General features: G+C 73.2%; 21 protein-coding genes. 11 read left to right on the top strand and 10 right to left on the bottom strand.

The features are described 5' to 3' along the window. Positions 1–36 precede the first annotated feature (36 nt). Positions 37–2,157: a glycogen debranching protein GlgX gene (gene glgX / locus ACZ7J0_RS03750; protein ID WP_470883639.1), complete on the top strand. Its 2,121-nt coding sequence runs from the start codon at positions 37–39 to the stop codon at positions 2,155–2,157. A 44-nt stretch (positions 2,158–2,201) separates the two neighbouring features. On the opposite strand, the gene ACZ7J0_RS03755 is transcribed toward glgX, so the two are convergent. After that, the gene (locus tag ACZ7J0_RS03755; protein WP_470883641.1) at positions 2,202–3,437 is read right to left on the bottom strand and encodes an MFS transporter; all 1,236 of its coding nucleotides are present in this window, start codon (positions 3,435–3,437) and stop codon (positions 2,202–2,204) included. 81 nt (positions 3,438–3,518) lie between these two features. On the opposite strand from ACZ7J0_RS03755, the gene treY reads away from it, so the two are divergent. Continuing rightward, positions 3,519–5,882: a malto-oligosyltrehalose synthase gene (treY, locus tag ACZ7J0_RS03760; RefSeq protein ID WP_470883643.1), complete on the top strand. Its 2,364-nt coding sequence runs from the start codon at positions 3,519–3,521 to the stop codon at positions 5,880–5,882. On the opposite strand, the gene ACZ7J0_RS03765 is transcribed toward treY, so the two are convergent. Next, on the bottom strand, positions 5,839–6,861 hold the full coding sequence (locus ACZ7J0_RS03765; protein ID WP_470883644.1) for a cytochrome P450: 1,023 nt from the start codon (positions 6,859–6,861) through the stop codon (positions 5,839–5,841). The two genes, treY and ACZ7J0_RS03765, sit on opposite strands and share 44 nt — an antisense overlap. 149 nt (positions 6,862–7,010) lie before the next feature. Further along, positions 7,011–7,559, bottom strand: a complete 549-nt coding sequence (locus ACZ7J0_RS03770) for a DUF1707 and FHA domain-containing protein (protein ID WP_470883646.1) — start codon at positions 7,557–7,559, stop codon at positions 7,011–7,013. 149 nt (positions 7,560–7,708) lie between these two features. Here ACZ7J0_RS03770 and ACZ7J0_RS03775 point away from each other — a divergent pair, with 149 nt between their 5' ends. From ACZ7J0_RS03775 to treZ, 3 genes are read left to right on the top strand one after another with little or no spacing between them, the layout of a single operon-like run. Then, positions 7,709–8,680, top strand: coding sequence for a GNAT family N-acetyltransferase (locus ACZ7J0_RS03775; RefSeq protein ID WP_470883648.1), 972 nt, complete (start codon positions 7,709–7,711; stop codon positions 8,678–8,680). Next, on the top strand, positions 8,677–9,597 hold the full coding sequence (locus tag ACZ7J0_RS03780) for a GNAT family N-acetyltransferase (RefSeq protein ID WP_470883650.1): 921 nt from the start codon (positions 8,677–8,679) through the stop codon (positions 9,595–9,597). Before ACZ7J0_RS03775 ends, ACZ7J0_RS03780 begins: the two co-directional genes overlap by 4 nt. 48 nt (positions 9,598–9,645) lie before the next feature. Continuing rightward, on the top strand, positions 9,646–11,409 hold the full coding sequence (gene treZ / locus ACZ7J0_RS03785; protein WP_470883652.1) for a malto-oligosyltrehalose trehalohydrolase: 1,764 nt from the start codon (positions 9,646–9,648) through the stop codon (positions 11,407–11,409). Between the two features lie 25 nt (positions 11,410–11,434). Here treZ and ACZ7J0_RS03790 read toward each other — a convergent pair whose 3' ends face one another. The 3 genes from ACZ7J0_RS03790 to ACZ7J0_RS03800 form a co-directional block, all read right to left on the bottom strand. Further along, complete coding sequence (locus ACZ7J0_RS03790) at positions 11,435–12,589, bottom strand: M24 family metallopeptidase (protein ID WP_470883654.1); 1,155 nt, start codon at positions 12,587–12,589, stop codon at positions 11,435–11,437. A gap of 53 nt (positions 12,590–12,642) precedes the next feature. Beyond that, a complete protein-coding gene (locus ACZ7J0_RS03795; RefSeq protein WP_470883656.1) occupies positions 12,643–13,602 on the bottom strand; it encodes a DUF1444 domain-containing protein in 960 nt (319 codons plus the stop codon). A 115-nt stretch (positions 13,603–13,717) separates the two neighbouring features. Continuing rightward, positions 13,718–14,353 (bottom strand): nucleoside/nucleotide kinase family protein, encoded by a 636-nt coding sequence (locus tag ACZ7J0_RS03800; RefSeq protein ID WP_470883658.1) that lies wholly within the window; start codon positions 14,351–14,353, stop codon positions 13,718–13,720. Positions 14,354–14,420: 67 nt separating this feature from the next. Between ACZ7J0_RS03800 and ACZ7J0_RS03805 the strand changes: the two genes are divergently transcribed. Beyond that, entirely contained in the window at positions 14,421–14,810 is a 390-nt protein-coding gene (locus tag ACZ7J0_RS03805; protein ID WP_470883659.1) for a VOC family protein, read from the top strand. A gap of 74 nt (positions 14,811–14,884) precedes the next feature. Here the strand turns inward: ACZ7J0_RS03805 and ACZ7J0_RS03810 are convergent, their stop codons facing one another. After that, positions 14,885–15,562 (bottom strand): hypothetical protein, encoded by a 678-nt coding sequence (locus tag ACZ7J0_RS03810; protein ID WP_470883660.1) that lies wholly within the window; start codon positions 15,560–15,562, stop codon positions 14,885–14,887. A 94-nt stretch (positions 15,563–15,656) separates the two neighbouring features. On the opposite strand from ACZ7J0_RS03810, the gene ACZ7J0_RS03815 reads away from it, so the two are divergent. The 5 genes from ACZ7J0_RS03815 (at position 15,657) to ACZ7J0_RS03835 (ending at position 23,190) form a co-directional block, all read left to right on the top strand. After that, complete coding sequence (locus tag ACZ7J0_RS03815) at positions 15,657–19,181, top strand: NACHT and WD repeat domain-containing protein (protein WP_470883661.1); 3,525 nt, start codon at positions 15,657–15,659, stop codon at positions 19,179–19,181. 86 nt (positions 19,182–19,267) lie between these two features. Next, complete coding sequence (locus tag ACZ7J0_RS03820; RefSeq protein ID WP_468704236.1) at positions 19,268–19,393, top strand: hypothetical protein; 126 nt, start codon at positions 19,268–19,270, stop codon at positions 19,391–19,393. Positions 19,394–19,457: 64 nt separating this feature from the next. Beyond that, complete coding sequence (locus ACZ7J0_RS03825; RefSeq protein ID WP_470883662.1) at positions 19,458–21,317, top strand: RiPP maturation radical SAM C-methyltransferase; 1,860 nt, start codon at positions 19,458–19,460, stop codon at positions 21,315–21,317. Continuing rightward, positions 21,314–21,877: a DUF5825 family protein gene (locus ACZ7J0_RS03830; protein WP_470883663.1), complete on the top strand. Its 564-nt coding sequence runs from the start codon at positions 21,314–21,316 to the stop codon at positions 21,875–21,877. The genes ACZ7J0_RS03825 and ACZ7J0_RS03830 overlap by 4 nt, the downstream gene beginning before the upstream one ends. A 2-nt stretch (positions 21,878–21,879) precedes the next feature. Further along, positions 21,880–23,190, top strand: a complete 1,311-nt coding sequence (locus ACZ7J0_RS03835; protein ID WP_470883665.1) for an MFS transporter — start codon at positions 21,880–21,882, stop codon at positions 23,188–23,190. 27 nt (positions 23,191–23,217) lie between these two features. Here the strand turns inward: ACZ7J0_RS03835 and msrB are convergent, their stop codons facing one another. From msrB to ACZ7J0_RS03850, 3 genes are all read right to left on the bottom strand, one after another. Then, the gene (gene msrB, locus ACZ7J0_RS03840) at positions 23,218–23,625 is read right to left on the bottom strand and encodes a peptide-methionine (R)-S-oxide reductase MsrB (RefSeq protein WP_470883666.1); all 408 of its coding nucleotides are present in this window, start codon (positions 23,623–23,625) and stop codon (positions 23,218–23,220) included. A gap of 10 nt (positions 23,626–23,635) precedes the next feature. Further along, positions 23,636–25,027, bottom strand: a complete 1,392-nt coding sequence (murC, locus tag ACZ7J0_RS03845) for a UDP-N-acetylmuramate--L-alanine ligase (RefSeq protein ID WP_470883667.1) — start codon at positions 25,025–25,027, stop codon at positions 23,636–23,638. 156 nt (positions 25,028–25,183) lie between these two features. Beyond that, a complete protein-coding gene (locus tag ACZ7J0_RS03850) occupies positions 25,184–25,666 on the bottom strand; it encodes an indole-3-glycerol phosphate synthase (protein ID WP_470883668.1) in 483 nt (160 codons plus the stop codon). Positions 25,667–25,697: the final 31 nt, after the last annotated feature.

Genomic DNA, 25,697 nt, shown 5'->3' on the forward strand with positions numbered 1-25,697 from the left:
CCCTACACCCGGATCAGAAATGGAAGAGTCTCATCTATGCAGGTCTGGCCGGGACAGGCGTATCCCCTCGGTGCCACCTACGACGGCGCCGGCACCAACTTCGCGGTCTTCTCGGAGGCCGCCGACAGAATCGAGCTGTGTCTGCTCCATGACGACGGGTCGGAGACGGCCGTGGAACTGCGCGAGACGGACGCCTTCGTCCGACACGCCTATCTGCCGGGCGTGATGCCGGGACAGCGGTACGGCTTCCGGGTCCACGGTCCGTACGCTCCGGAGCGAGGGCAGCGCTGCAATTCGGCGAAGCTGCTCCTCGATCCGTACGCGCGTGCGGTCGCGGGCTCCGTGGAGTGGGGCGAGGCGGTGTACGGCTACCACTTCGGGCGGCCGGACTCCCGCAACGACCTCGACTCGGCGCCGCACACGATGACGTCCGTCGTCGTCAATCCGTACTTCGACTGGGGGGACGACCGCCCGCCCAGGACCGACTACCACCGCACGGTGATCTACGAGGCCCATGTGAAGGGCCTGACGATGCTCCATCCGGGTCTCCCGGAGGAGTTGCGCGGGACGTACGCGGGTCTCGCGCACCCGGCGGTGATCGGGCATCTGCGCGAGCTGGGTGTCACCGCCCTGGAGCTGATGCCGGTGCACCAGTTCGTCAACGACCACCGGCTGGTGGACGCCGGGCTCGCCAACTACTGGGGCTACAACACCATCGGCTTCTTCGCCCCGCACAACGCCTACGCGTCCTGGGGAGACCGGGGCCAGCAGGTCCTGGAGTTCAAGTCGGCGGTACGGGCGCTGCACCAGGCGGGCATCGAGGTCATCCTGGACGTCGTCTACAACCACACCGCCGAGGGCAACCATCTGGGCCCGACGCTCTCCTTCCGCGGGCTCGACAACCCGTCCTACTACCGGCTCTCCGCCGACCGCCGCTACTACACCGACACCACCGGGACCGGGAACTCGCTGCTGATGCGCTCCCCGCACGTCCTGCAGCTGATCATGGACTCGCTGCGGTACTGGGTGACGGAGATGCACGTCGACGGCTTCCGCTTCGACCTGGCGGCGACGCTGGCCCGGCAGTTCCACGAGGTGGACCGCTTGTCGTCGTTCTTCGACCTCGTCCAGCAGGACCCGGTGGTCAGCCAGGTGAAGCTGATCGCCGAGCCGTGGGACGTGGGCGAGGGCGGCTATCAGGTGGGGAACTTCCCGCCGCTGTGGACCGAGTGGAACGGGAAGTACCGGGACACCGTGCGGGACCTGTGGCGCGGCGAGCCGAGGACGCTCGCCGAGTTCGCGTCCCGGCTGACCGGCTCCTCGGACCTCTACCAGGACGACGGGCGGCGCCCCCTGGCCTCGGTCAACTTCGTGACCTGCCACGACGGGTTCACACTGCACGATCTCGTGTCGTACAACTCCAAGCACAACGAGGCAAACGGCGAGGGCAACCGGGACGGCGAGAGCCACAACCGCTCCTGGAACAGCGGCGCCGAGGGCGACACGGACGATCCGGCGGTGCTGGAGCTGAGGGACCGCCAGATGCGGAACTTCATCGCCACGCTGATGCTCTCGCAGGGCGTGCCGATGCTCAGCCACGGCGACGAGTTCGCCCGCACCCAGGGTGGCAACAACAACGCCTACTGCCAGGACAACGAAGTCTCCTGGGTCCGCTGGCCGGAGTCGGAAACGGACACGTCGGGCACGCTCCTCGCGTTCACCCGGGCCATGGTGGGGCTGCGCCGGGACCATCCCGTCCTGCGGCGGCGCCGCTTCTTCCACGGCCGCCCGGTGGAGGGCACGCACGACGAGCTCACCGACATCGCCTGGTTCACCCCCGAGGGGGAGGAGATGAAGGCACGGGACTGGCAGGCGGCGCAGGCCAGGGCGCTGTCGGTGTTCCTGAACGGCAACGCGATCTCCGAGCCGGGGCCGCGTGGCGAGCGGATCGGCGACGACTCGTTCCTGCTGATGTTCAACGCCAGCCCGGAGGACCTGGAATTCATGGTTCCGGTGAACCACGGGAGGGACTGGCAGGTCCTGGTGGACACGGCCCGCCCCGAGGTCGTTCCGCCGTACGACGTCGAGAAGGTCTCGGCGGGCGACCGGCTTCCGCTGCTGGGGCGGAGCCTGGTGGTGCTGCGCCGGCCGGCGTAGCAGCACGGCGGCGCGGGCCCGGCGTGGCCCGGGACCGGGGCGGCTCAGGCTTCCTGGGCGACGGGGACGGACGGGGAGGGACGGCCCGCGTGGCCCGGCGTGCGGACCGTCCACGACAGCACCGCGCACGCCACCGCCGCCCCGAGCGCGACGGCGAAGGCGGCCGGGGCACCGTGGCCATCGGCGAGGCGGCCCGAGACGGCGAGGGCCAGGGCCTGCCCTCCGACGATGCCGCTCGTCAGGAAGGCCATCGACTCCGCCAACCGGGTGGCGGGGACTATCCTTTCGGTGAGCCCGAAGATGGTGATCAGGTGGGGGGCGTACGCGACCCCGAGGACGATCACCGAGGCGTACAGGGACCACAGGGCGTCCACCAATAGCAGCGGGGCGGAGAGCACCACGAGGGCGAGCGTCGCCGCGCGCCAGCGGGTCGTCAGGCCGATCCCGGAGGGCACGGCGGCCATCGAGAGCCCGGCCGCGGCGCTCATGACGCCCATCGCCGCGTATACGAGACCGGCCTGCGCGGGCCGGCCCAGCTGGTCGGTGAGCGCGGTGATGCCCGCCTGGGACGCGCCGAACATCGCGCCCTGCAGGACCATCGTGACGCGCAGCGCGTACGCGGCCCCTGGAAGCCGCCCGCCGCGCCGGTGCGCCGCGCCGGTGGCGGGTGTCACCGGCCGGACCTTCGCCGCCGTCGGGTGCAGGGCGAACGCCGTGCCGCAGACCGCGAGGAGCCCCGACGCCAGCAGCAGGGCCGCGGCGGGGTGGGCAACGGCCGCCGCGAGTCCCACCAGGGCGGGGCCGAGCACGAAGGACACCTCGTCCAGGGTGCCCTCGAAGGAGAGGACGGTGCCGACGAGCCGGTCGTCCGCGCCGGACTGCCGGGCCAGGGCCACCGAGCGGGACCGGGACAGCGGGCCGACCTGGGGGACGCTCGCCCCGGCGAGCGCGCCGAGCAGGACGAGCCAGCCGGTCGCCAGGTGCGCCAGGGCGGCGACCACCAGGGCGGCGACGGCCAGGGCGTTGGCGAGCGAGGCGACCAGGACGATCCCGCGCTGGCCGCGCCGGTCGGCCGCGCGGCCGAGCAGGGGCCCGCCCACCGTCTGGCCGGCGGCGAGCGCTCCACCGGCCAGTCCCGCTGTGGCGAGGCTTCCGCTCGTCTCGGCGACCAGAAGGAGGCTGCCGAGCTGGCACATCGCCGTCGGAAGGCGGCCCAGGAAGGAGACGACCGGAAGAACCGGTCCGAGCAGGGACATCGTTTCGCGGTACATCCTGAGCATCAGGCGACCGTAGCCCTGTGCACCGAAATGGACGCATGGGTCAATGACACAGAAGCCGTCTCACGGGGTACGTACGTTCGCATGACGCCCACCGCCACGTATCGGCTCCAGCTGCGGCCGGAATTCACGTTCTCGGACGCAGCCGACGCCGTCCCGTATCTCGCTTCGCTCGGGATCTCCCATCTGCATCTGTCGCCGGTCCTCGAGGCCGTTCCGGGTTCGGCCCATGGGTACGACGTGACCGATCACCGTCGGATCCGGGCCGAGCTGGGCGGTGAGGCCGGGCTGCGGGCGCTCGCCGCGACCGCGCGGGAGCACAGGATCGGTCTGGTCGTGGATCTGGTTCCCAATCACATGGCGGCCGTGCCACGTCACAACCGGCCGCTGTGGGAAGTCCTGCGCGAGGGGCCGGACTCCCCCTACGCCCGCTGGTTCGACATCGACTGGGAGGCGGGCGGGAACAAGGTGCTGCTGCCGGTCCTTCCCGACCGGATCGGCGACGCCCTTCCCCGGCTGCGGGTCCGGGACGGGACGCTGCTCCACGAGGACCAGGAGTTCCCGCTGCGCGAGGGCACCGAAGGGCTGCCGATGCCCGAGCTGCTGGACGCCCAGTGGTACCGGCTGGGCTGGTGGCGGCTGGCCCGTACCGAGCTCAACTACCGGCGCTTCTTCACCATTTCGGATCTCATCGGCGTCCGCGTCGAGGACCCGGAGGTGTTCGAGGCCACCCACGGCAAGATCCTGGAGCTCGTCCGGGACGGCGTGATCGAGGGCCTGCGGATCGACCACCCGGACGGCCTCGCGGACCCGGAGGGCTATCTGGAGGACCTCAGCAAGGCGACGGGCGACCGGTGTTGGACGGTGGTCGAGAAGATCCTGACCGGCCCGGAGCGGCTGCCCACGCGGTGGCCCGTCGCCGGCACCACCGGGTACGACGCCCTGCGCCACATCGACGGCCTGTTCGTCGACGAGCGCGGAGCCGGGGAACTGACGGAGGCCTACCGGGAGTTCGCAGGCCCGGCCGTGGACCGGGGCGGGCACTGGGAGGCGACGACGCGGCGGGCCGCCTACTGGGTGGTGAACCATGAGCTCTCCGCCGAGATCGCCTTCCTGACCAGGACAGCCGCCCGGATCTGTGCCGACGACGCGCGGCTGCGCGACCACGCGCCCTGGGCCCTGCGCACCGCCGTCCGGGAACTGCTGGTGCGCGTACCCGTCTACCGGCCGTACCGGACCGGTGGGGAGGAGGCGCTCACCCCCGACGCGGCGCGCCGGGCGAAGGCGGCCTACGCCGTGCCCGAGGAGGCGGCGGCCGTCGACGTCGTCCGCGATCTGGCACTCGGGCTGCTCGGCGACGGGCCCCTCCACCGGCGGTTCCGGGCGCGGTTCGCGCAGACCGCCTCCGCGCTGCGCGCCAAGTCCGTGGAGGACACGGCCTTCTACCGCTACACGCCGCTCCTGTCGGCCAACGAGGTCGGCGGCGACCCGGGCGCGCCCGCGGTGGGCCCCGAGGAGTTCCACGCCTACTGCGCGCGGCTGGCCCACGACTGGCCGGCCACCGGGACCGTCCTCTCCACCCACGACACCAAGCGCAGCGCGGACGTGAGGGCCTCCATCGCGGTGCTCTCCCAGTGCCCCGGCCGTTGGGCGGAGCTGGTCGCGGAGGCGGCCTCGGACCCCCGCGCCGCCGCGCCCGATCCGCACCTGGCGTGGACGGCCTGGCAGACCGTCTTCGGTCTGGGCCCCCACCGCACCGACGACGACGCCGAGCGGCTGGCCACGGCACTGCTGAAGTCCGTACGGGAAGCGGGGCTCCGCACCAGCTGGACGGAGCCCGACCCGGCGTACGAGCGGGCGGTCACGACGTTCGCCGGGACGGGTCTCGCGGGGCCCGGCGCCGAACGGCACCCGGTGGTCCGGGCCGCCGCCGAGCTCGCCCCGCACGCGCTCGCCAACTCCCTGGGCGCCGCGCTGGTGCAGCTCACCATGCCGGGCGTGCCGGAGCTGTACCAGGGGACGGAGCGGGAGTGCCGGACCCTGGTCGACCCGGACAACCGGGGGCCGTTCCGGATCGGGCCGCCGGACGCCAGGACGGAAGTGACCCGCGCGGCGCTGCGGCTGCGCCGGCACTACTCGGAGATCTTCGGCGAGTCGGGCCGGTACGCGCCACTGACGGCGACCGGCCCGGCGGCCGGGCACTGCCTGGCCTTCGTCCGCTCCGGCGCGGTGGTGACGGCGGTCACCCGGCTCTCCCTGCGTCTGGCTGAGTCGGGCGGCTGGGCCGACACCGAGCTGGCCCTGCCGGAGGGCCACTGGTTCGATCTCCTCGATCCGCGCCGGGAGTTCGACGGCGGTCCGGTACGGCTCGCGGAGCTGTTCGCGGACCGCCCGGTGGCGTTGCTCAGCCGCCTGGCTGTACCAACAGAACCCGGGGAGCCCGGGTGATCAGTCCCGCCTGCCTGGGTCGGAAGCCGTCCGCCCAGCGCAGCTTGGGCATGGCGTCGAGCAGGGCGCGCAGACCGTACTCCGCTTCCAGGGAGGCGAGCAGGACGGCCGGACAGAAGCCGCTGCCGAAGGTGAGCTGACCGCCGTCGTCGCGCAGCACGTCGAAGCGGTCGGGGGCCCGGAAGCGTTCCGCGTCCCGGCCCGCCGATCCGATCAGCAGGGCCACGGACTCGCCCGCCGGGATGGTGCCGCCGGTGACCCGGACCTCGGCGCAGGTGCGGCGGACGGCGACCTGCACGGGCGGGTCGCGCCGCAGGGACTCGGTCCAGGCCCGGACGACCAGCTCCGGCGGGCCGTACCGCAGCGCCTCCAGCTGGTCGGGGTCGTCGAGGACATTGGCGAGGAAGGACGCCAGCGCCTTCGCCCGCAGGGCTATCTGCCCGGTGCACTGGCCCGCCATCGCCGTGGCGGCCCGGCCGCGCACCAGCCGCATCATGTCGCGGTAGGGGACGCCGACGGCGGCGGCGACCGTTCCCGCGGGCAGCCAGCGGCAGAAGTCCTCGACCAGATCGGCCTGGGTCCGGCCGGCGATGCGCCGGGCCAGGACATGGGCGGTGCGCTCGGTGACGGTGCGCAGCTCGGCGGTGTCGACGTCCAGGTGGGTGGCGGCGCACGGCGGGTCGCCGGGCCGGTGGCCGTGGGTGAAGCGGGGATCGACGAGGGCCGTGGCGACATCGGCGTACCGGCTGAGCAGCCACGCCCCGAGGAACGGGTCGAAGGGGAGCGGGAAGTCCTCGCGCAGCGTCCGGTAGACGGGGTACGGATCGCGTGCGGCGCCGTGGCCGAAGGGGCTGGGCGCGACGGTACGGGCCGAGGCCGCGCCGGACGGTGCCGAGGGGCCTCCCGGCACCCGTGCGGGCCAGGTGCCCGCTCCTCGTATGCCTATGCGTCGTATGCCCGTGGGCTGGTCGTCAACCATCGCGCCCCCAGTCGGTGCCGTTGGCCGGTCGCCGCACCCGGGTCGGGGGCGTGCGTTCCCTCAGCGCATCACCCTTTCGGCCCCGCCGCAGGCGACGTACACCCATTCGGGTGACGGTCGGGGGCGCTCACCTGCGGTGTCGGGCCGGATCAGCGTCCGGAGAGGCGGAAGCTCATACGGCCGAACGCGACCATGTCACCCGGGCGCACGACGACGGCGCTCGTCACCCGCTGTCCGTTGACGGTGGTGCCGTTGGTCGAGCCGAGGTCGCGCAGGATCCACCGGCCGTCCCGCAGGCTCAGCTCGGCGTGCAGGCGCGAGACCGTGTCGTGGCTGAGCCGCAGACCGTTCGCCGGGTCGCGGCCGATCCGCAGCGGATACGGGCCGGGCTCGGGCAGCAGCAGTTTCGGAAGCCGCTCCGCCTGCCAGGCGCGCCCCAGCCGGGCCGTGAAGGCGGACGCGCGCTCCACCGCGCCGAACAGCCGGCGCGACCAGCGGCCCTCGGTCACCAGGTCGGCGGTGAGCGCCGCGAGCTCCTCGGGGCGGGCGGCCGCGAGCGCCTTCTCCATCCGGTTCACGAAGGTGTCGTGGGACAGCCTGCCCTGCGCGGCGCCCTCCCTGAGTATCCCCAGCGCCTTGTCCCGTTCGGCGTCCGAGAGCCGAGCGGGGTACGTGCGGAATTCGAAGGAGGACGTCACGTTCCAGATTGTCGTGCCGGGATGCCCGGGGTGTCCAGATGAAGCCGGGCCCTGCTGCGCTGACCTGCGCCGGACCGTATATGCCCGTGCCCCTGGGGACCTCGCGCTGTTACGGTCTGCGCACTCGACTCCCTTGGAGGGACCACCTCTTGACGACGTCTTCGACGACGCCCGCTCATCTCACCGTCCGCCCGCTCGCCGGGCCGGAGGAGCTGGATCTGTTCTGCCGGCTCTCGTACGCCCTCGACCACGAACTGGCCGACGATCTCGCCACCGGGCGCCGGGTGCCCGAGTGGATGTGGGTCGCCCTGCGCGGTGACCGCGTCCTGGCCCGGATCGCCTGGTGGACCAATGCCGAGGGCGGCGCCCCGCTCGCCCTCGACTTCTTCGACATCGACCCGGAACTCCCGGCCGAGGAAGCCTCCGACATCGGGCTGCGCCTCCTGGAGACCGCGACTGCGCGGGTCGTGCCGGCCGGCGCGGAGCGCCCCGAGTACGGCAGGTTCATCCCGCCGGACTGGCGCGAGGACGACTCCGCCCGCGCGGTCGTGGAGACCCTCACGGGCGTGCTCGAGCGTTCGGGCGCACGGCTGCTCGTGGAGCGGCTGCGGCTGGAGTGGCGCCCCGGGACCCCCGTACCGGCGCCGTCGCGGCGGCTGGAGTTCCGTGCGGTGAAGGACCGCGAGGACCTCGTCGGGCTGATGGCCCTGGTGATCGAGGGCACCCTCGACGCGCACGGCCAGTCCGATCTGGCGTCCGGTCTCTCGCCGCGCGAGGCGGCGGAGCAGCACTACGACGAGGAGTTCGAGGCGTACGCCTCGCCCCGCGCGTGGTGGCAGGTCGCCCAACTCCCGGAGTCGGGCGAGCCGGTGGGCTTCGTGATCCCCGCCCGCAACAACTACCACCACACCATCGCCTACATCGGTGTGCTCCCGGCACACCGTGGCCACGGCTACATCGACGACATCCTGGCCGAAGGCACCCGCATCCTCGCCGAGCAGGAAGTGCCCCGGATCCGGGCAGCCACCGATCTCGGCAATGTGCCGATGGCGAGGTCCTTCGAGCGCGCCGGGTACGTCGACTTCGAGCGGGCCGTCAACTACGTCTGGGGGCGCGCGTGAGCGAGACGCCGAGCAGGCTGGTGATCCGTTCACTGGCCGAAGGAGAGACGTCCCTCTTCGCCTCGCTCCAGGACCCGGGCCTCGTCGGCCGGGTGATCACCGGAGTCACCTACCGCACGCTCGCCGAAGGCGGCGACTACCGGCCGGAGTGGACCTGGATCGCCGAGCGCGACGGGGTCGTCGTCGCCCGGGCCGCCTGGTGGGGCGGCCCGGAGGACACCGACCCCCTGCTCCTCAACTGGTTCGACTTCGCGCCGGGCGAGGACGAGGCGGGGGTCGAGCTGCTGAGCCGGTCTCCGCTGAGGACCGAGTACGAACTGATCCTGCCGGCCGGCTGGCGCGACGACCCCGCGACGCGGGCGGCGGGCGAGTCGAGGATCAGCGCCGCGCGGGCGGCCGGCATGAAGGTCCTGGTGGAACGGTTCTCCTATCGGTGGACGCCGGAGTGCGGACTGCCCGAGCGGCCCGGCCGGCTGGAGTTCCGGCCCGAGCCCGACGACGCCGTGATCCTCGACGTGCTGCGCCGGGTGCACTCGGTGACCCTCGACGCCCACGCCCTGCTGGCCATCGAGAAGGGCGGGCTGGACCTGGCCGCCCAGGAGGAACTGGACTTCTTCCACTGGTGCCCCTCGCCCCGCGAGTGGTGGCGGCTGGCGTACACCCCGGACGGGGAGCTCGTCGGCATCCAGGTGCCCGCCCACAACTCCTCGGGGCCGTGCGTCGGCTTCATCGGGGTCGTACCCGAGCAGCGCGGTCACGGCTACGCCTATGACCTGCTGGTCGAGTGCACGCACTTCCTGGCCGAGCGGGGCGCCGCTTTCGTCGCGGGCGCGACCGACCAGGGGAACTTCCCCATGGCGGCGAACTTCGCACGGGCCGGGCATCCGGTCGTGCAGGAGCGCGTCCACCTGGTGTGACAGCGCCCCGCCTTGCAGGATGGGACGAGACGACGAAGGGATTCGCCAGTGCTCTTCGAGGTATGGGCGCCGCACGCCCGGGACCGGGTGGTGCTGCGGCTCGACGGTTCGGACCATCCGCTGGAGCGGGATCCGGTGCGGGACGGCTGGTGGGTCTCGCACGCGGAGGCCGGCGAGGGGGCGGGTGAGGGCGCGCGGTACGGCTTCTCGCTCGACGGCGGCCCGGTGCTGCCCGACCCCCGCTCGCGCCGTCAGCCGGACGGCCCGGACGGTCTCAGCGCGGTGGTCGACCCGGGCGCGTACGTGTGGCGCCACCCCTCGGCAGCGAGCCTGCCCGGATTGCGGGACGCCGTTCTGTACGAGCTGCACATCGGCACGTACACCCCCGAGGGCACCCTCGACGCGGCCGCCGAACACCTGGGCGAGCTGGTGGAGTTGGGCATCACCCATGTGGAAGTGATGCCGCTGTGTCCGTTCCCGGGGCGTCATGGCTGGGGGTACGAGGGTGTGTCGCTGTGGGCGGTGCACGAGCCGTACGGCGGGCCCGAGGCACTCATGCGCTTCGTCGACACGGCCCACGGGCTCGGGCTGGGGGTCGTGCTCGACGTGGTCCACAACCACCTCGGCCCGTCCGGCAATCACCTGCCCGCCTTCGGTCCGTACTTCACCGAGACGCACCACACGCCGTGGGGCGCGGCCGTGAACCTCGACGCCCCGGGCTCCGACGAGGTCCGGGCCTACCTCCTGGAGAGCGCGCTCGCCTGGCTGCGCGACTATCGCGTCGACGGACTGCGCCTCGACGCCGTCCACGCGCTCGCCGACACCCGCGCGCGGCCGTTCCTGGAGGAGCTGTCCGGCGCGGTCGACGCCCTGGCGGCGGAGCAGGACCGGAGCCTGTTCCTGATCGCCGAGTCCGACCGGTGCGATCCCGCGACGACGGCGCCGCGCGCGGCCGGCGGCCTCGGGCTGCACGCCCAGTGGAACGACGACTTCCACCACGGTCTGCACACGGCGCTGACCGGCGAGGCCCAGGGCTACTACGCCGACTTCGCCCGCGCGCCGCTCGCCGCCCTGGCCAAGACCCTCGGCCGTGTCTTCTTCCACGACGGGACGTATTCGAGCTTCCGGGGCCGCACGCACGGCCGTCCCGTGGACCTCGCGAGGACGGCGGCGCACCGCTTCGTCGGCTTCGCCCAGACGCACGACCAGATCGGCAACCGGGCGCTCGGGGACCGTCTCTCGGCCGGCCTCTCGCCGGGCCTGCTGGCCTGTGCGGCCACGCTGGTGCTGACCGGGCCGTTCACACCCATGCTGTTCATGGGCGAGGAGTGGGGGGCCGGGACGCCCTGGCAGTTCTTCACCGACCACACCGATCCGGAGCTGGCGCGGGCCGTACGGGAGGGCCGGCGGCGGGAGTTCGCGGCGCACGGCTGGGCCGAGGAGGACGTCCCGGACCCGCAGGACCCCGCCACCCGTGACCGCTCGTGCCTGGACCGGTCCGAGCGGCGGCGGGAGCCGCACGCCCGGCTGCTGGCCTGGTACCGCGAGCTGATCGCCCTGCGCCGCACCCACCCGGACCTGACGGATCCTGACCTGGCGGCGGTACGGGTGGCGTACGACGAGTCGGCGCGGTGGCTGGCGTTCCGGCGCGGAGACGTACGGGTCGCGGTGAACCTCGCCAAGGATCCGGCCCGGATCGCCCTCGGTGGCGGAGGGCACGTCCTGGCCTCCTGGGACGGGACCCAACCGCCGGACGTCAAGGGAGTGTTGACGCTCCCTCCGGAGTCGTCCGTGATCCTCGCTGACGGCTGAGTACCCGCCCGGGAGGCCGTGCGGCTCAGTCGACGATCGCCATCTGGCGCGAGGTGTTGTTGAAGCGACGGCCGCCCTTCTCGGTGACGGTGACGATGTCCTCGATCCGGACGCCGAAGTGGCCCGGCAGATAGATCCCGGGCTCGATGGAGAAGCACATGCCGGGGACGAGCGGTCGCTCCTCGCCCTCGATCATGTACGGCGGCTCGTGGGTGGTGACGCCGATGCCGTGGCCGGTGCGGTGGATGAAGTACTCGCCGTACCCGGCCTCGGTGATCACCTCGCGCGCCGCCCGGTCCACGGCCTGGCAGGCCGCTCCCGCCTCGACCGCGTCGAACCCGGCCTGCTGCGCCTCGCGGACGACGTCGTGGACGCGCTGCTCCTCGGCGGTGGGCTCGCCGACATGGACGGTACGGGTGGTGTCGGAGCCGTAGCCGTACTTGAGGCCGCCGAAGTCGAGGACCACCATGTCACCGTGCTGGATGACACGGTCTGCGGCCTCGTGGTGCGGATTGGCCCCGTTGGGACCCGAGCCGACGACGGTGAAGTCGACCTGGGAGTGACCGAAGCGCAGCAGCAGATCGGCCAGGTCCGCGGCGACCTCCGTCTCCCTGCGGCCGGAGAAGCGCACCTTGAGGATCTCGCCGTAGGCCGCGTCGGCGGCGAGGCCCGCCGCCTCGATCCGCTCCAGCTCGTGCGCGTCCTTCACGGCACGCAGCATCGGCAGCGCCTCGGTCAGCGACACGTACGAACTGTCGGGCAGCTCCTTCTGGAGCCCGAGGAGGTGCATCGCCCAGGCGTTGTCACTGACGCCGAACCTGCCGTCCACGTCGAGCAGCCGGGCGGTGAGGTCGTACGGGTCCTTCCCGTCGGTCCAGTCGCGCAGAGTGAGGGCGACCGCGCCGGGCGCCTTCGCCGCGTCCGGGGCCTCCAGCGCCGGGACGACGAGCACCGGTTGCCGCCCGGCCGCCAGGACGAGAAGCGTGAGCCGCTCGGTGATCGCGGTCGGCTGGTAGCCCGTCAGGTACACCATGTCGGGGCCCGGGGACACGACGACTCCCGCGAGCCCGGCCTCGGCGGCCGACTCGGCCGCCCGGGTCATCCGGGCGCGGTAGTCCTCGGCGGTGAAGGGCGCGGGCTCCGACGGCACGGCATCGGACGGAACGGTCGTACTGGGCATGGGTCTCCTCCTCGACGTACAGCATCCTGCTCGCGCGTCGGGCGCGGGGCGACTCAGCCGCCTTCGCCCTCCCGGGCCAGCAGCAGCTCCAGCAGGTCCTGGAAATCGTCCCCGACGACGATCCGCATCCCGTCGCCGTCCTCGTCCCGGTCGCTGAGCTGGGTGAGCGTACCGGCCCTCCACCAGTAGACGTACGGGCTGATCGCGCCCGGGGTGTCCTGGTAGCCCGAGGCGGCGAAGGACGCCATCGCGCTGAGCGCCGGCACCATCGCCATGTCACGGATGACGTGGAACGCCAGCTGATGGCGGAACGGCAGCGCCACCAGCGCCCCGTGGTCGCCCACGTGCTGCCCGGTGACCTGGCGCACGACCTCGTCCAGGGCGAGGACCCGGCTGGCGGTGTAGAAGGAGTCGCCGAGGAGCACCTCGAAGCGCATGCCGTCGGAGTCCTTGACGGTCTCGTGTCCTTCGACGGGCAGTCCGCGCAGATTGTTCAGCGCGCGGTGGCGCAGATGCTGGAGATCGCCGAGCGGCTCGAGGGCTTCGTCGGTGAGCATCATGACGCTCTCGGGCAGGTCGAGCGCGAGGATCTCGTACAGCCCCGGCGCCACCGGGCGGGCGTATTCGAAGGTCTCCCGGTTGAGCCCGTCGCCGCTGACGACCCGGGGATAGAGCTGGGCGCGGATCTGCTCGGGCGGCAGCGTCTCCAGCGCGGACGGGGCGTCCATGGTGCGCAGCACCATGCCGACATGCTGCCGGGTGAGGTCGGGCCACACCCGAGGCCCGCGCTGGTCGTTGTGACACACGGCGGCCAGGTTTCCGAGCCCGAACTGGCGCCCGGCGTCGTCGGTCACCACCCCCGCGTACACGGTGACTTCGAGACCGCGCTCGGCGAACGCCTCGCGGACCTGCCCGCGGAAGCGGCCGCCCTCGGCCTCGGAGAAGAACGTGAACTCGGGGTCCCTCGGTGCGTCGCTGCTGTCTCGCCTCGGCCCGCGCCGGAACAGTCCCACGTCGCTGCCTTCCCTCGTCACCGCTTCAGCTGGTGAACACTTGCCCCGAGCCTACCGAGGGCATGTCGGCCGCCGCACCGGTGTGGCGGGGACCACGGTGGAGGGCGGCGCGGGCTCAGCTCATCGTGACGACCAGGTGCGCGTGGTCCCGGCCCCGCGCCACGAGGCGGGCGTTGGCCTCGTCGGACTCCCTCACCCAGCGTTCGGCGTGCCCGCGTTCCTTGCCGAAGCGGACATGGCGTTCGACGAGCCGGGGGACGCGGCGGCGGTCGTCCAGCTCCAGGAACCAGACCTCGTCGAGGAGGGGGCGGACCTGCGCCCAGGGCCCCTCGCCATGGAGGAGGTAGTTGCCCTCGGTGATGACGAGCGGAGTGCCGGGGCCGACCGGGATGCTGCCGGCGACCGGTTCCTCCAGGGTCCGGTCGAAGGCGGGCGCGTACACGGTCGTGCCGGGATCGGGGTCACGCAGGCGGGCGAGCAGGGCCGCGTATCCGGCGGCGTCGAAGGTGTCGGGGGCGCCCTTGCGTCCGGCGCGGCCGAGCCGGTCCAGCTCGGCGTTCGCGAGGTGGAAGCCGTCCATGGGGACGAGGGCGGCGAGCCCGTCGAGGCGTTCGGCCAGCCGCGCGGCGAGGGTGGACTTCCCGGCGCCGGGCGCCCCGGCCAGCCCCAGGAGGCGGCGGCGTCCCGGCACGGCGAGCCGCCGCGCGCGTCCGGTGAGCTCGGCGAGCAGCTGCGGGTCCATGGATGCCATTGTCCCCCCTCGGTGGGCCGGACCCGCCTCGGTTGCCGGGCTGTAGTCATACGTATAACGTTGGCGTATGTCCTTCATCGCCCTGATCACTCTCGTCGTCCGCGACTACGACGAGGCCATCGCCTTCTACACCGACGCCCTCGGCTTCGAACTGGTCGAGGACACCGACAGGGGTGGGGGCACGCGCTGGGTGGTGGTGCGACCGCGCGGCGAGGAGGGCGGTACGGGACTGCTGCTGGCCCGCGCCAAGGACGAGGCGCAGGCGGCGAGCGTGGGCGCCCAGACCGGTGGGCGGGTGGGCTTCTTCCTGCACACCGCGGACTTCGCCGGCGACCACGCCCGGATGCTCGCGGCCGGCGTCCGCTTCCTGGAGGAGCCGCGCCACGAACCGTACGGCTCGGTGGCGGTCTTCGAGGACCTCTACGGCAACCGCTGGGACCTGCTTGAGCCCGCATGACCGCCCGGCTTCCCGCAGGACCCGCCGCGGCCCGCCCGAGCGCCGGCTCCCCGCGGGCCCCGGCCGGGGCGCGGTCACCCGGCGGCGAGCACGATGCTGCTGACCTCGTGGACCCTGCCCCGGTTCACCGGGTCGCCGACGACGACGCGCCAGGTGCCGGGGCCGGGGAGCGTGATCTCGGCGCCGTACCGGCCCCCGCCCCGGTTGCGCAGGCTCCGGCGCACCGCCACCGTCCCGGTCTCCGCGTCCTCGGCGGTGGCGACGAGGACGAGCCGGTCGTCCTGGGCCGTGACCTCGAGGGGGCAGCGCGTACCGTCGGCGATCTCGGGCACGTCGACGGACAACTCCCGGGCGCCGTCGAGGAACTGGCGCGGATCACGGGCCGTCAGGATCGCCTCGATCTGGTTCAGCAGCGCCCGCTCGTTCTGCAGCGCGCCGTGCTTCTGCGCGAAGAAGCGCACGGTGGAGTCGTCCGTGAGCTGGGCCGGGAAACACGAGAAGCGGGGCACCGTTCCGTCGCCCCGGTGGTCCGTGCCGTCGAGCTCGCGGCTGCTGCGCAGCCCGTCGCCGGTGCGCAGGGCGGACTGGCCGGTGGGCTGCCGGTAGCCGCCGAAGACATGGAGGGCGTAGCCGTCCGGCGTGGCCGTGTCCAGCTCGGTGTGCAGCCGCAGCGCGTCGGCGACGAGCACGGCGTCCGCGCCGGGCAGGGGTACGGCGGAGAGACCGGCGCGGCCGCCGTCGCCGTCGGCCACGCACCGCCACGTCGGCAGGAGTTGGTGCAGGGACGGCATCGAGCGCGCGAGCCGGGTGAGCGGGGCGGAGAGCCGGCCGAGGCGCGGGGCCGAAGTGGGCGAGACCGGCTGGTACTTCTGCGGGCGCGACCGGCTGCTCCGGCGGCTGACGGGCTGGCTGGACCGCGCCGACCACGGACTGTTCGTGGTCACCGGCTCGCCCGGCACCGGCAAGTCCGCGCTGCTCGGACGGATCGCCACGCTCTCGGACCCGAATCTGCGGGCCATCGCCGAGGCGGAGGGCGCCCTCATCGACACCCCGAACGGCGTGCTGCCGACGCCGGGTTGCGTCGACATCGCCCTGACGTGCCGCAACAAGACCCTGGATGACTGCCTGCGCGCGCTCGTCGACGCGCTGCTGCTGCCCGTTCCCCCCGACGGCCGGTTGCGCGCCCCCCAGGTCGTCCAGCAGATCGGCGAGCTCCGCCGTCCGGTCGCCGTGGTCCTGGACGGCCTCGACGAGGCCAAGCCGGGCGAGGCCGTGGCGATCGCCGCCGACCTGCTGCGTCCGCTCGCCGATCTGCCGCGGGTGCGCGTCCTGGTCGGCACCAGGCCCCACCGCGCCGGCGGCGGGGAACACGTCCACGACGGCGGACCGTTGCTGCAGGCGCTGTCCCCGGACGAGACGGCCGTGCTCGACGACGAGCCGGGGGGCGACGCCGACCTCGCGGCTTACGCCCTGCGCCGGCTGCTCGGCGCCGAGGGATCGCCGCTTCGGGGCCGCGACTCGGAGGCACGCGCCTGGGCGGCCAGGGTCGCCGCGGCGAGCCGGGGAATCTTCCTGTACGCCCGGGTGGCGACCCGGGCCGTCCTCACCTCCCTGACCGACGGCGACGTCCCGGACAGCGGCCTGGAGCGGCTGCTGGCGGGCGGCCTGACGGCCGTACTGGACGAGGAGTTCGCCCGGATCGCCGATCCGGGGCGGGTCCGCGATCTGCTGCGGCCGCTGGCCTGGGCCGAGGGCGCGGGGCTGCCACGCCGGGATCTGTGGCCGGTGCTGGCCACGGTGCTCTCCGACGACGGCCGGGTGTACACCGACCGGGACATCACCTGGGTCCTCGAGCACGCCGGCTTCCACCTCGTCGAGGCGGGCGAGTCGGGCCAGACCGTGTACCGCCTCTACCACCAGTCGCTCATCGACCACTTCAGGGCGCTGTCCCCCGACGACGCCCAGACCCGTATCGCCCGGGCGCTGCTGGCGACGGTGGGCGGCCCTGACCCGGCTTCCTGGGCGCGGGCGCACCCCTACCTGCCCCGGCACCTCGCGGCGCACGCGCTGGCGGGAGGACTCCTGCCGAGGGTCCTGCGCGATCTGGGGTTCCTCATGTGCGCCGATCCCACCCGCACGGAGGCGGCGGTCCGTTCGCTGCCGGACCGCTTCTCCTCGCCGGTCGCCCGGCTGTACCTGCGGGCCGCGCCCCGGCTCGTACCGCTGGACCCGGCGGCGCGGCTGCGCACCCTCCAGATGACGGCCCTGGCGGAGGAGCCGTCGCTGCTGGACTGGCTCCAGGGCCACGCGGCGCTGCCCGTGCGGGTGGAGGCGTTGTCGGCGGTGCCGGACGACTTCAGCGTCGGGCTGCGCGGACACGCGGGACCGGTGATGGTCCTGACGGTGTGCCGTGCGCCGGACGGGCGGGAGTTGCTGGCCTCGGCGGGCGGGGACACGACCGTACGCGTGTGGGACCCGGACACCGGTGAGACGCGGCGGGTGCTGACCGGGGCGGCGACCACGGTGACCGCGCTGGCCGGACTGACCGACGCGCGGGGCCGGCGGCTGCTGGCCGCCGCGGCCGGTCAGGACATCCTGGTCTGGGACCTGGAGGACGGCGAGCGGGTCGCGGTGCTGCGCGGGCACAGCGACACCGTGCAGGCGCTGGCCGGGCTCGACACCGGCGGGCCTCCGGTGCTCGCCTCGGCGGGCAAGGACCGGCGGCTGCGGCTGTGGGATCCGCGGACCTGGACCGCCACCGTCCTGCCCGGCCACCTGGGACCGGTGGCGGCGCTGGCGACGGCCGTACTCCCCGGCGGACGCCGTCTGGTGCTGTCCGCGGGCGCCGACTGCACGGTCCGCCGCTGGGACGTCGACGCCCGGGAGCCGGCCGGCGGGATGCATGGACACACCTCGCCCGTGTACGCCCTGAGCTGCCTGGGGGCTGCGGACGGACGGGTGCTGGCGGCGTCGGGCGCGGAGGACGGCACGGTCCGGGTGTGGGACGTGGAGCGCGACACCGCTGTCCTCGTCGTACCGGGCCTGGTGGGCCGCGTACGGGCGCTCGCGCCGTTCGTCTCGCAGGGCCGGACACTGCTCGCGATCGCCGGCCGCGCCTCCCGGATCAGGATCTTCGACCCCGTCACGGGGGTGACGGTCCGGCAGCTGAACAGCCGGATGGCTCTGAGCGCCGACCAGGAGACGGCGGAGAGCGCGCTGGGCGCGCAGGTGAGCGTTTCGGAACAGAAGGACGACCTCAGGGCGCCGAGGCTCCTGCGGGGCAGTGGCTACGCGCTGACCGCCCTCACCACGGGCCGGGGCGACCGCCTGCTGGCGTCGGCGGGGTGGGACGGCACGGTCCGGCTCTGGGACGCGGACCGGGGCGGGCCCCCCGATCAGCCGGACTACGATCTGCGCCGCGCGCGCCGTGTCGTCGCCCTGCCCCGGGCGGAGGGCCTCGACTGGTCGCTGGCCGTGCTGGGAACCCGCGACGGGCTGCGGCTGACGAACGTCGACGGCACCGAACGCCTGGGCTGCCGGGCGGGGTCCGGGCTGAGCACGCGGCTCGCGGCGCTGGTCCTGCCGGACGGGCAGCCGGTCCTGGCCGTGGGGAGCGAGCTCTCGGGCGGGTCGCTCGTGGACGCGCGGACGGGTGAGGAGATCGAAGCCCCCGAGGTCCGGTACTGCGCCTCCTGGGCCAGGGGGGACCTGCGATCAGTGCGGGCGGTGTCCGCTCCGGGCCGGACCGCCGTACTCGTCGTGAACTCCCACCGGTCGGGCTGGCGAGCGCTGATCTGGCTGAAGTCCGGGGAGGTGGCGACGTACTACGACCCGTCGGAGGGGGCCCGTTCCGAACTCGTGCCGTTCATCCGGCCGAGCGGGAAGCTCCAGTTCGCGCGGATCGACCGGGCGGGCGTCGTACACCTCCATTCCGGCACCCCCCTCGCGAAGTCCCGCGAGATCGCGGCCCTGGGCTTCGGCCCCCGCCCCGGGTCCCTGCCTCCGCTCGTGGTGTTCTGCGGAAAGCGCGACGCCCGGCTCGCCGTCGTGTCCGGCGGGGCGGCGCCCCCGGTCATGCGCCTCCACGGCCTGGGGCTGTTCAGCACGATGGCCGAGCTGCCGCTGCCCTGCGCCCTCACCCGCTGGGCCACCCTCCACCATGACGGCCAGGACCTGATCGTGGGCGTCGGTGAGGACGAGAACCTGTGGGTGTGGAACCCGGCGCTGCTGGAGCGGCCACCGGTGGCGGTGCCGCTGCCGGGTCCGCCCGAGGACCTCACCACGGCCGCGCCCGACCTGGTGTGCGTGCTGATCGAGGAGCACTGGACGGTGCTGCGGCTGACTGGTCTGGACGCGCCGCGGGGGTCCTGAACCGGAACGCCCCACCTCGGCAGCCCCTTGCGTACCACCGGTAACTACGCTTACGGTCAACGGACTTGAGGCATGGGAGGGAAACCATGGACAGCGACAGGGCACCAGAGGACGACACCCGCGTCAAGCCGGAGATCAAGAAGGTGGTGGTCCGCGAGGAGGAGGCCAAGAACCGCGAGCGGCACACCATCGACAAGCGACCGACGCCCTGAACGGGCGTGGGCGGGCGCCGGTCGCGTATCGGCGGCCGCCCCGCGTCACGGGCGGGGGGACGGTATGCGCGTCCATTTGGTGACCATGCCGTGGCAGCCGGTCGAACTGCCCTCGCTGCAGATCGGTCTGCTCCACTCCCTGCTGAGCCGCACCCGGCCCGGTGACGAGGTCCGCGAGTTCCACGGCTCCCTGCGCTGGGCCGAGTTCCTGCTGGAGCGCTCCGACGGCCGCATCCGCCCCGGCGACCATGTCGCCGTGGGCAGTGACTCGATCTTCGACGGGCTCGGGGACTGGGTCTTCTCGGGCGTGCTGTACGGAGATCCCGACTGGGGCGTCGAGCGGCTCGCCGCGTACGCCCGCCGGCGCGGGATCTCCATCGAGAAGGCCTCCGCGATGCGGGCCCACGCGGCGGAGTTCATCGACCGCACGGCGTCGGAGATCCTGGGCGCCGACCCCGAGGTCGTGGGGTTCACCAGCACGTTCATGCAGAACGTGTCCTCCCTCGCGCTCGCGGCCGAGCTCAAACGCCGCCGCCCCGGCGTCACCGTGGTGTTCGGCGGCAGCAACTGCGAGGGGCCGATGGGGCACGCCCTGCACCGCAACCATCCCTTCGTCGACCATGTGGTCCGCGGCGAGGGGGAGTACGCGTTCCCCGCCCTGCTGGCCCATCTCGACCGCTCCACCCCGCCCGTGGACGTACCCGGGCTGTGCTGGTGGGACGGCGGCGTCTCGCGGGCGAACGAGGAGACGCGGCGCACGGTGGCGCCCGGGGACATCGCCTCACCCGACTACGACCTCTGGCAGTCCGCGCTCGACGCCTCCCCCGTGGCCGAGTACGTCCATCCCAAGCTGGTGGTCGAGGGCGCGCGGGGCTGCTGGTGGGGCGAGAAGCACCACTGCACCTTCTGCGGTCTCAACGGCTCGGCGATGGCCTTCCGCGCCAAGCCCGGCGAACGGCTGTGGAACGAGATCGACCGTCTGGTCCGGCGTCACCGCCTCCTCGACGTCGTCACCGTCGACAACATCATCGACATGACCTACTTCAAGGACTTCCTGCCGCGCGCCGCCGACAGCGGCTGGGACCTGCGGATGCACTACGAGGTCAAGTCCAACCTCACCGCGGACCAGCTGGCGCTGCTGGGCAGGGCGGGAGCGGTGCACATCCAGCCAGGGATCGAGAGCCTCAACAACCGGGTGCTCGGCCTGATGGACAAGGGGGTCAGCGGCTCCCGTAACGTCCGGACGCTCCGGGAGTGCGCGAACCACTCGCTCACCTGCACCTGGAACTACCTCTACGGCTTTCCGGACGAGACGGCCGACGACTACACGTCCGTCATCGACCAGATGCCGGCGCTGGTCCATCTCCAGCCGCCGGGGGGCGCGTTCCGGATCCAGCTGGAGCGGTTCAGCCCCAACTTCGCCAACCCCGCCCTCGGCTTCGCCGAACGACGCCCCGCCGAGATGTACGGCCATGTCTACGACCTCCCGGACGAGGAACTGGCCGATCTGGTCTATCTCTTCGACACCCCGCCGCTCGGGATCGGCGGCGGGACCGAGGAGCGGCTCAAGGAGGCCGTCCAGGACTGGCACACCGGTCATGCCTCCTCCAGCCTGCTCCTGGAGGAGGAGGGCGACGGGACGCTCCTGGTCCACGACCGGCGCCATGGCTGGCCTCGCCGCACGCACCGGCTGACCGGCTGGGAGGCGGCCGCGTTCCGGCACCTGGAGCACGGCCGGACCGAAGCGGCGCTGCACCGGCTGCTCACCGAGGCCGGCCACGGCGCACCGCCCGAGGTGCTCGCGCGGTGGCTCGGGGACGGAGTGTCCCTGGGGCTGCTGTACTTCGACGGGCGGTCGTACGTGTCGCTGCCGCTCCGCAACACCCCCGTACGCGTCGACGAGGCGGAGGCCATGACCGTATGACCACCATGTCTGCGCCCCTTGCCCTGCCGCCGTCCGCCCCACCGCACCGGCTCGACGGCCGGCGGGTGGTCGTGGAGGAGCCGCTACCGCTGGGCGCGGGCGGTCGCCACGCGGTGGGCGCGGTGCGGTTCCTGCGCGAGTGCCAGAGCCACGCGCTCACCGTGGACTGGCGCCCGGACACGGCCGAGCTGCCCTTCGACCCGGGACTCCTGCGCCATCTGCCACCGCCGGCGCCCGCGCCCGGGGAGCCCGCCTGGAGCGCCGAGTGGCGGTCGGGGCACGCCTACGGGCAGCTCTACCACCGGCGCGGCCCGGATTTCGTCACGGTGATGGACCGCAGGGAGCGGCTGGAGTCGGCGCGGTTCACCCTCGACCAGCCCCTGCTGCTCGACACCTTCCTCACCGTCCTGGAGCCCACGGCGCTGGACGATCTCGACGAAGGGGGACGGGAGGCAGTCGGGCTGCTGGCGGACGAACGGCTGGCTCTGGTCAGCGGGGGCTGGACGGTCGCCCTGCCCCCACGACTGCGGCAGTGGCCCGTCCCCTGCACGAGCGTCTGATCTTGAGCTCCCCCTCCGGGGCCTCGTCGGCCCGGTCCCCCGCGCGCGGCTCCCCCGACGACTCCCCCGGGCAGCCTCCCGGCCCGCGCGCGCTGCGCCGGCACCGCCCCTTCCTGCTGCTCTGTGCCGAGCAGACGGCCAGCTCCGTCGGGCGCCAGGTCACCGCGCTGGCGCTGGCGCTGCTGGCCGTGACCCGGCTCGACGCGGGCCCCTTCGGCGCGGCCGCGCTGCTGGCGCTGACCTATCTCCCCGGAGCCGTTCTGAGCCCGTTCGCCGGCGTCCTCGCCGACCGGGCCCGGCTGCGCAGCCTCACCGTCGCGCTCACCTCACTCCAGGTGGTGGTGGTCGGCTCCGTCCCGTCGGCCGCCGCGCTGGGGAAGCTGACCTGGCCGCATCTGTACGCGGTGGCGACCGCCTCGGGCGCCCTGACCTGGACGCTCGCCGTGGCGCTGCAGGCGGCGCTCCCCCGCGTCGTCCGGCCGGACCAGCTCCTGGCGGCCAACTCGGCGCTCACCGGGGCCCGTACGGCGGGCCAGATCGGCGGTCCGGCCCTCGGCGGTGTCCTCGTGGGCCTCGTCGGCGCGTCGGAGGCGCTGCTGGCCGGCAGCGCCGCGTACGCCGTCGAGGCGGTGCTGCTGCTCGCCCTGCCGGCGGCTCTGGACACGCCGGGAGAGAGCGCCGCCGAACGCGCCGCGCGCGACGGCCCCCGGTTGTCCGGCCTGTGCGAGGGCCTCGCGATCGTCCGCGCCGAGCCGATGCTGCGGCGGCAGGTGCTCGCGGGCGCCGGGTTCAATCTCGGCAGCGGGTCCGCCGACGCGCTGTTCGTGCTCTACGCCAGCCGCGATCTGGCACTGCCCGCCTGGCAGTTGGGGACGGTCTACGCGACGTTCAGCGTCGCCACCGTCCTCGGGGTGCTGCTGGCCGGACGGTTCGCCGCGACCATCGGGCTGTACCGGGCGACGCGGATCTGCGCGGTGGGCGCGGCCGCGGCGATCTTCCTGGTCCCGGCCGCCTCCCTCGGTCTCGCCTTCCCGGCGCTTCTGGCCTACCAGCTGCTCTTCGGCCTCACGGCGACCGTCTGGGCGATCTCCATGACGACGACGCAGCAGCTGGTGACCCCGGACCGCCTCCAGGGCCGGGTCGCCGGGTTCGTCCAGGCGGCCCTGCTGACGACCGTCCCGGTCGGCGCCCTGTCCGGCGGGGCGCTCGCCGCCTGGCTCGGCAATGTCCCCGTCCTCGCCGGCTCGGCGGCGACGGCGCTCCTCGCGGCGGCCTGCTTCTGGCTGCCGAACGGCCCCCGGTCACCGAAGTGACCGGGGGCCGTCGTGGAGCGCGGGGGCTCAGACCTCGTCGGCGGTGAGCCGCAGCGAGATCGAGTTGATGCAGTACCGCTGGTCCGTCGGGGTGCCGTAGCCCTCGCCCTCGAAGACATGGCCGAGGTGGGACCCGCACCGCGCGCACCGCACCTCGGTGCGGTTCATGCCGTGCGAGCGGTCCTCGATCAACTCGACCGCGTCGGAGTCCTTCGGGTCGTAGAAGGACGGCCAGCCGCAGTGGGACTCGAACTTCGTCGTGGAGGTGAAGAGCTCCGCACCGCACGCCCGGCAGGAGTACACCCCCTTGGTCCTGGTGTCCGTGTACTCACCGACGAAGGCCCGCTCGGTGCCGGCCTCGCGGAGGACGTGGTACTCCTCCGGTGTCAGCTCGGCCCGCCACTGCTCGTCCGGCTTCTCGATGTCGTACGCCATCACATGCTCCTCAGCTCGACAGGCGGGCGAGGATCGTGGGACCGAGGTCCGTGACATCGCCCGCGCCCATGGTGAGAACCAGGTCTCCGGGCTTGGCCATTCCCGCGATCGCGTCCGGGACCGTGTCCTTGTCGTGGACGGCGGTGACGTCGGCGCCGGCCGCGCGGGCCGCGTCGATGATCAGCGCGCTGGTGACACCGGGGACCGGGTCCTCGCGTGCGGGGTAGATGTCCAGGACCACGGAGGCGTCGGCGAGGGCGAGGGCCTGGCCCATCTCCTTGCCGAGCTCCTGGGTGCGGGAGAAGAGGTGGGGCTGGAACACGACGAGCAACCGGGCGGCCCCGGCGGCGCCGCGCATGGCCTCCAGGTCGGCGGTCATCTCGGTGGGGTGGTGCGCGTACGAGTCGATGACCTGGACGCCCGCCGCCTCGCCCTTGAGCTGGAGACGGCGGCCGACGCCGGTGTACGCGGTGAGGGCCTGGGCCAGCTCCGCGGTGTCGATGCCGACGCGTGAGCCGGCGGCGAGCGCGGCCGCGGCGTTGTGGGCGTAGTGGCGGCCGGGGACGGAGACGGTGAAGGTGTGCTCGACGCCGTCCATGACGACGGAGACCTCGCTGGTCATGCCCTTCGGGGTGATCCGGCGGATCCACACGTCGGAGCCCTCGGACTCGCCGACGGTGACGATGTTCAGTCCCTCGCGGGCGGAGGCCCGGGCGGCCAGTTCGCGGGCGCCCGCGTGCTCGCCGACGACGAGGGTGCCGCCGGGGCGGACCTTCGCCACGAACGCTTCGAAGGATTCGTAGATCTCGTCCATCGAGGCGTAGTTGGCGTGGTGGTCCAGCTCGACGTTGAGGACGATGGCGACCTCGGGGTCGTACTTCTGGAAGCTGCGGTCGCTCTCGTCCGCCTCGGCGACGAAGATCTCGCCGTCGCCGTGGAGGGCGTTGGTGCCCGGGCCCGCGAGGTCGCCGCCGATGGCGTACGAGGGGCTCAGGTCCAGCCGGCCGAGGGCGACGGCGAGCATGGAGGTGGTGGTGGTCTTGCCGTGGGTGCCGGCCACGGCGATGGAGCGCAGGCCGGTCATGAGCGAGGCGAGCGCGTCGGACCGGTGCACGACCGGGATGCCGAGCTGGGCGGCGCGGGCGAGCTCCGGGTTGTCGGCGCGGATGGCGCTGGAGACGACGACCGAGGTGGCGTCGTCGGCGAGGTGGGCGGCCGCGTGGCCGATGTGGACGGTGACCCCGAGGGCCCGCAGCGCGTCGGCGGTCGCGGACTCCCTGGCGTCGCTGCCGGCGACCTTCGCGCCGCGCTGGGCGAGGATCTTCGCGATGCCCGACATTCCGGCACCGCCGATGCCGATGAAGTGCGGCCGTTCCATGGCGGCAGGGATGGCGGGTGCCATGCGTGTGTCTCCCCGGGGTGCGACGTACATGAGAGTCCCAGCCTAATTCCTCGGGGCCGGGACGCCGGGACGCACCACCGGGGCCGGAGCCCGGCCCCCGGGGCTCGTGGGGCCGACGGGCCGCGGGAGCCGTTCCGGCGGGGCCGGCCCGGGGGGCTACTCGGCGAGCTGCTCCGCGTGGGCGAAGAGCTTCAGGACCGGTACGCCGACCTTGTGACGGGCGCGGGAGGCCCAGTCGCGGTGGAAGAACTCCTCCACGTAGTGCGGGGCCGTCAGGACGATCACCTCGTCGGCGTCGGACTCCTCGACCACGGCCTTGAGTCTGCTCAGCGGGTGGTCCTCGACGACCTGCCCCACGGCCTCGCAGCCCGCGTCCCGCAGGGCCTGGAGGGAACGTTCCAGGGCGGCCTCCGCCGGGACCCGGGCTTCCTTGCCCTCCGGCTCCTCGCCTTCCCTGGCGGCCTCCTTCAGCTCGCCCAGGGCGACGTCGTCGATGGCGCGCAGGAGGACGTCCGCCTGGTCGCCGCGGGGCTGCATCAGCACGATGAAGGAGACCCTCTCGTCGCCGTGCAGGGTGGTGACGAACTCCACGTCGACGGACGACAGGGGCTTCTCGATCATCAAAACGCTAGTGAACACTGCGGGAGCCCTTCTGCGGAAACCATCCTTC

The organism is Streptomyces sp. NPDC038280, assembly GCF_055600045.1.